At 31.5% G+C, this 5,564-nt stretch carries 7 protein-coding genes; 2 read left to right on the top strand and 5 right to left on the bottom strand.

Features of this window, described 5'->3' with window-relative positions; translation table 11 throughout:
• A partial coding sequence (locus AC1DJR_RS15900) for a GNAT family N-acetyltransferase (protein WP_477002990.1) occupies positions 1 to 804 on the bottom strand: 804 nt, incomplete at its 3' end.
• A gap of 256 nt (positions 805 to 1,060) precedes the next feature.
• Complete coding sequence (locus tag AC1DJR_RS15895; protein WP_429692428.1) at positions 1,061 to 1,753, bottom strand: MOSC domain-containing protein; 693 nt, start codon at positions 1,751 to 1,753, stop codon at positions 1,061 to 1,063.
• A gap of 154 nt (positions 1,754 to 1,907) precedes the next feature.
• On the opposite strand from AC1DJR_RS15895, the gene AC1DJR_RS15890 reads away from it, so the two are divergent.
• Positions 1,908 to 2,816, top strand: coding sequence for a LysR family transcriptional regulator (locus AC1DJR_RS15890; RefSeq protein WP_429687337.1), 909 nt, complete (start codon positions 1,908 to 1,910; stop codon positions 2,814 to 2,816).
• A 95-nt stretch (positions 2,817 to 2,911) separates the two neighbouring features.
• Here the strand turns inward: AC1DJR_RS15890 and AC1DJR_RS15885 are convergent, their stop codons facing one another.
• Entirely contained in the window at positions 2,912 to 3,175 is a 264-nt protein-coding gene (locus AC1DJR_RS15885) for a hypothetical protein (RefSeq protein WP_429687258.1), read from the bottom strand.
• Between the two features lie 53 nt (positions 3,176 to 3,228).
• On the bottom strand, positions 3,229 to 4,353 hold the full coding sequence (locus AC1DJR_RS15880) for a C45 family autoproteolytic acyltransferase/hydolase (protein WP_429687259.1): 1,125 nt from the start codon (positions 4,351 to 4,353) through the stop codon (positions 3,229 to 3,231).
• A gap of 288 nt (positions 4,354 to 4,641) precedes the next feature.
• Between AC1DJR_RS15880 and AC1DJR_RS15875 the strand changes: the two genes are divergently transcribed.
• On the top strand, positions 4,642 to 5,073 hold the full coding sequence (locus AC1DJR_RS15875; RefSeq protein ID WP_429687260.1) for a hypothetical protein: 432 nt from the start codon (positions 4,642 to 4,644) through the stop codon (positions 5,071 to 5,073).
• Positions 5,074 to 5,151: 78 nt separating this feature from the next.
• Here the strand turns inward: AC1DJR_RS15875 and AC1DJR_RS15870 are convergent.
• A partial coding sequence (locus tag AC1DJR_RS15870; protein ID WP_477002989.1) for an Asd/ArgC dimerization domain-containing protein occupies positions 5,152 to 5,564 on the bottom strand: 413 nt, incomplete at its 5' end.

Genomic DNA, 5,564 nt, shown 5'->3' with positions numbered 1-5,564 from the left:
CTGTAATTCTGTATATTGTACATCATCAATCCCTAATTGATCTGGGCAAAAATAAAATTCAATCTCTGTAAATGATTCAGAGATTTCCTCACATAGTTCATCTAAAATCGGAAGTACTGGAGCAAATACTCCATATAACTTTAGCTTTTCATTTTCTACTTCATAAACAATGATCGCATCTAGTTTCTTAGAATAATACAGTTTCTCATTCCATTTTAAGTCATACATTTTCAAATAAAATGAAGATTGATAATTTATTGTCGAAAACATATTAGAAAGTCTTTGACTATTTTCAATGATTTCATTTATTAAACTTCTATCCTCTTCATTATAAAAATCTAGCTTTCTAAGTATAGAATCTTTATTATTCTTTATATCATACGGTATAGTCATCAGATATTCCTGCACCACTTGAAATCCAAATGATTTATATAGTTCAGGGGTTTCAGTAAACAAGAAAGCACATTCACATTGCTTATCTATTTCTTCTAGCATCTTATTAAGCAATTGTGTCATTAGCCCTTGTCTACGAAAATCCGGATGTGTCATTACCGATTGAATACCCGCTGCATTTATTTTTTTACCGTTAATTAGTAACGGGAGTGAAAATACCGCAACATTTGCAATCGCTTTATCACCTTGTAAAAATGATAATGCTTTATATGTATAATTCCAATACCCTTTCTCTGAAAAATCGTGAAGTGTTTGGGCTGTAATCCCAAATACTTCTTCAAATAAAGGAAATAGCTGCTCTCTTTTCGGTTCTTCTACTAGAAAGTTTACAAAATTTTCAACGTTCCCCATGTTGTCCCTCCATACGTCGATTCCATTAAATTAGATATACTTATATGACCTACTCCTAAAATAATAGGCCTTTCAAATCAATATAGTATCATAAAACATAAAAAAATAGTCTAATTTTTTTTTGTTTTGACTCTTTAAAAATAAGTCGAATAAACTCATATGAAGATTTTTGAATATTAATAAGTTTATTATATACAAATGGTGCTTTCTAATTAACTTATCATTAATAGAAATGCACCATTTATAAAAATATTATTCACTTATTATTTTTTCCTTCAAGTCGCTCCTTCGTACTTATTTCTTCGCCCCTTATACGCTTTTCAAACGTCTTTCTCCAACTAGCAGACAGTGCATTTACTTCTAAAATCCTTTTTATTCCTTCAGAGTTTTGTTTTTCTTTATGCATTATGCGATTCGCAAACGAAACTGACACACCTTTTGGATCAGGCTTCAACAATTTCAAAGTATCTACCGGTAATATCCATCCTTCTTTTAATACTCGAAAATAAAAACCTGTGTATCCTGTATCTTGAAAATATAATGGTAGCTTTGGAATATTATATTTCTTTGCTAATTTAAAACAAGGTTGTCTTGGCTGCGTTACTTGTACAATCGCTTCTCCGAGGTGAAACGTGTCACCAATACAAACATCTTCTTCACACATTCCGCTTACTGTTATATTTTCACCGAAAGCCCCATATACAAGTTCCTGATTCAATTCTTTTTCCCAGTACGGATAGTGATCACCAGTATAAACACAAACCGCTTTATCTACCCCTCCATGATGAACTAAATCCGCCTGTCCATCTCCATTAAGCTTTAAAAATGATAAAAAAACAGGTTCCTTTACTTGCTTTTTATTTATCCCTGTTTGAATTAACTTCCCACCATACATAACCTCTTTTGGCAGTCCTATATTTAGAGATAGGACTTCATATGCTTTAGTCATTTTAATCCCTCCTCTTACTCACGACACAACTTTTCAAACTGATAGATAACTTGAGAATCCACTTCTGATAAAATAATTATAAATCCTACAAAACCATTGTTCAATTCAATTATTTATATAATAATGATAGGTATATCCTATGATTAAACTTGAGGTGATTTCAATCGAATTACGACAATTAGAATACTTTTTAGCTGTTTCGAAAGAATTACATTTCACAAGAGCAGCCGAGAAATTAAATATTTCACAACCTTCACTAAGCCAACAAATACGTGCATTAGAACATGAAGTAGGAATGCCACTTTTTGATCGAATTGGTAAAAAAATATCTTTAACTGAAGCAGGAAAAGTTTTATTATCGCACAGTAAAACAATCTTTCACGAAGTCGAACAAGCCCGCTCTGCCATTCAAGATTTAAACGGATTACAACATGGATCCTTAACAATCGGCTCATTGTTAACCGTCGTAAATTATYTACTACCACCAGCCATTTTAAATTTCAATAATTTATATCCGAATATTGAACTTTCTGTATTAGGTCTTCGTACAGGGGAAATTCGTGAAAAATTATTACAAAATGAATTAGATATTGGCATTACATTTCTTCCAGTGCAAGATAAAGAGATTGTTTCTATCCCACTATATAAAAGTGAACTTACATTAGTCGTGCCAACCGGTCATACTTTAACTGAACATGATCGTGTATCTATTGCAGAATTACAGAACTATCCTTTAATTCTTTTACCTAAAAATTTCTTTTTAACTGAACTAATTACATCCCATTGTCAAAACTTTAACTTTAAACCAAAACCAATTTTAGAAATTAGTACAATGGAATCTTTAATCCAAATGGTCTCAAAAGATATGGGAATTACAGTGTTACCAAAACCGTATATAGACTTTTTGCAAAGCGAACACATTCAATCTATTAAAATTGAAAACCCCACTCCAACAATAGATATAGGACTTATTTATAGAAAAGATAAATATATGTGCGCTGCTACCCGGGAATTTATTGAGCAACTAAAAATAACAGTACATTCTCTACAAAAAAAAGCATAAAAAGAGATTATCCTATGAAGCCGCTGCACAACGACCTAATAGAATAATCTCTTTTCATTATGAAATAAAATCGATACGTATAAACTCATATAATTTTAGTGTACCTTTTTTGAGATTGGAATATATTTTGTAAAATATGCCCCTACTAGCAACAATACAATTGAGACTAACCAAGTAAAAATACCGCCAAAACGAAACCAATATGCAAACAAATTTAAGATTGCAATTAAAAAGCAACAAATAGAAGTTAATGCACTTTTTAATCCTTTTATCCCTGCTTTTTTTCTTTTTTGATAAGTTATATACATCGAAGCAACTAGAAAAAAGACTAGAATAATTGGTAATATAGCTTGTAGCAAAAGCAACCCCTCCTGTCTATTTCCGCCCCTTTATTTTACCATCTTATTCCTTTTTAATCTTTAGGAGTCATTTCATTTTTCTCTTCTCTCCAAAAGTCAGCATAATTTTTATTTTTAAAGTTCACATTCACTTCGGAAAACGGAAGGCTTTCTCCAACTTTCAAAGAGTACCACTCATTTAAAAGTGGCGATCCGAAGCAAATATTCAATGTACGATCCTGTAAATCAAATAATACAGAATGCAAAGTCCCAAACCACTCTTCATAATTATGCACCGTCACCCCGATAGGATATTCTTCTTCTACCAATCCTTTTAAAGATTCCATGCTAACCTGCTCATTTCGATTTAAATGTTCATGTAAAATGTGATATCTCTTTGTAGACTGTTCTAATTTCCTATTATTTAATTTCTGAATAGATGAACTAACTGCATGGTTTGTTGATACGATAAAAGCTTGATCGTCATCATCAATCATTGTTATGTATTTATGTCCGTCAAATATTTCAATATGTGCTGCATTTAAAGGATCAGCTACAATAATATTAATATTACTTGCAATAGGCAGTTCTTCTATTAAAGATATAGCCTCCTGAACATTTTTACATTTCTCCAATAATACCCGGATTACCGCAAAACATTGTAATCCATTTACCTTTGGTTTTCTTAACCCTTCAATATTTCCTACCGGTTGGCCACATGCTGAAAATGTAACAGATAATCCATGCTTGTTCACTCCTTCTGTCCGGCCAAAGTATTGAGTAGAAAAACCACTATGTGCATACGCACCTTCAACATGCGTCGAACAAAAACGCATATCATCAATTTTTGGTGACAAATCATAATTTCTTAATACATATGTATGCTCTAAATCAGTTTTTTTAGGCAATACTGCACAATGACTACAACCTGCTTTTAATAGTGTTTGATAATAATACATCATATTTTTAGAAGGAATTTTTAACACTTCACAAAAGCCTTCAATTTCTTCATTTATTCCTGGACAATATTTATTTAGTATTTTTCTAGATTCTGTCCAATGGTTATCCGATATTAAATGTTCTTCCTGCATAAATTGTGGAATGAGGTACAGATGATTTTTTACAAATTCCCCTTGCTGTTTTCCAATTTCATAATGGCTTCCTTTTAATGATGAAAAATACCCTTTTACTTTATACATTATAATTCCCCCTCACACTGAATATATCCATATCATACCAAATGAACTTTATTCATTCTCGATGTTTTTCACTATCTTCCCTTCACGTCATCCCTTTTCAAAAATCTCAACTAATAATTATTTGCTAGCTAATTAAAACCTTGTTAATATTACCGTAATAGCAGAGTTTCAAAATAAAGTAGTTTGATATCAAATGAGCAAAACACTACATTGAACCTACTTATAAGCAATCATCTAATTCATGAAATTTAAGAAACTTATTTATCAAAACAAAAGGAGAATATATAAATGAGTAATAGCAAACCAATTGATGAATTAACTATTGAGGACCTTAAACACAACCCCATATGGGAATGGGAAATAGATGAAGAAGATAACGAAGAACATGATGAAACATGGGTGAAACCAGCGGCAACTTCTAATTTTACAGAAGAGTTAAACGGTTCAATAGTACTAGGAAAATTACTCTTACATAATGGCGAGAAATTCCCTATGATGTGTGAAATTAATATTGAAAATGACGAGGTATTCATTAGTTCTGTTGTTTATTATAACGAAACAGAAGATGAGTATATTGCTATAGAAGATGTAGTGAAAAAACTTGAACTACCTTTAACAATTCATATAAATCTTACTATTCATGAAGAACCTAAAACTTTAATATTTTCTGCAAATAAAATGGATATTTATAAAAACACTATAAAAACTAATTTAAATTAAATTCTCACTAAAATAAGAACTAGGATACTTTTACAATCAATAGTTTCCTAGTTCTTATAATACATGTGTATTTCTATACTAAATWATCCCCTTTTCCACCAAYGTCTCTGCGATTTGAACTGARTTCCAAGCCGCACCTTTTAACAAATTATCGGAAACGATCCAAAGATGGAATCCTTTTGGCGTATCAGGGTCTTGTCTAATTCTCCCGACAAACGTATCTATTTTCCCTTCTGCATATAATGGCATTGGATAWAKYTGTTCACTAGGRTTATCTTGTAAAATAACACCTGGTGCATTCAGTAGTACTTCTTTAATTTCTGCAGCGGTCGCTTCTTTTTCAAGTTCAATATAAACTGATTCAGAATGCCCCGATACAACTGGAACTCTGACGCAAGTAGCTGCCATTTTCAGATTTGGATCTTCTAAAATTTTCTTCGTCTCTTGAATCATCTTTACTTCTTCGAATGTGAAATCATTGTCTGTAAATA

The sequence above is a fragment of the Bacillus sp. 05T31 genome (genome assembly GCF_056396725.1).
This window is presented reverse-complemented; position numbering and strand designations above follow the sequence as displayed.

What these genes read in the sequence shown, in the direction of transcription:
- AC1DJR_RS15880 (WP_429687259.1), bottom strand. Translation starts at nt 4,353, where the DNA reads ATGTATAAAGTAAAAGGGTATTTTTCATCATTAAAAGGAAGCCATTAT.
- AC1DJR_RS15875 (WP_429687260.1), top strand. Translation starts at nt 4,642, where the DNA reads ATGAGTAATAGCAAACCAATTGATGAATTAACTATTGAGGACCTTAAA.
- AC1DJR_RS15895 (WP_429692428.1), bottom strand. Translation starts at nt 1,753, where the DNA reads ATGACTAAAGCATATGAAGTCCTATCTCTAAATATAGGACTGCCAAAA.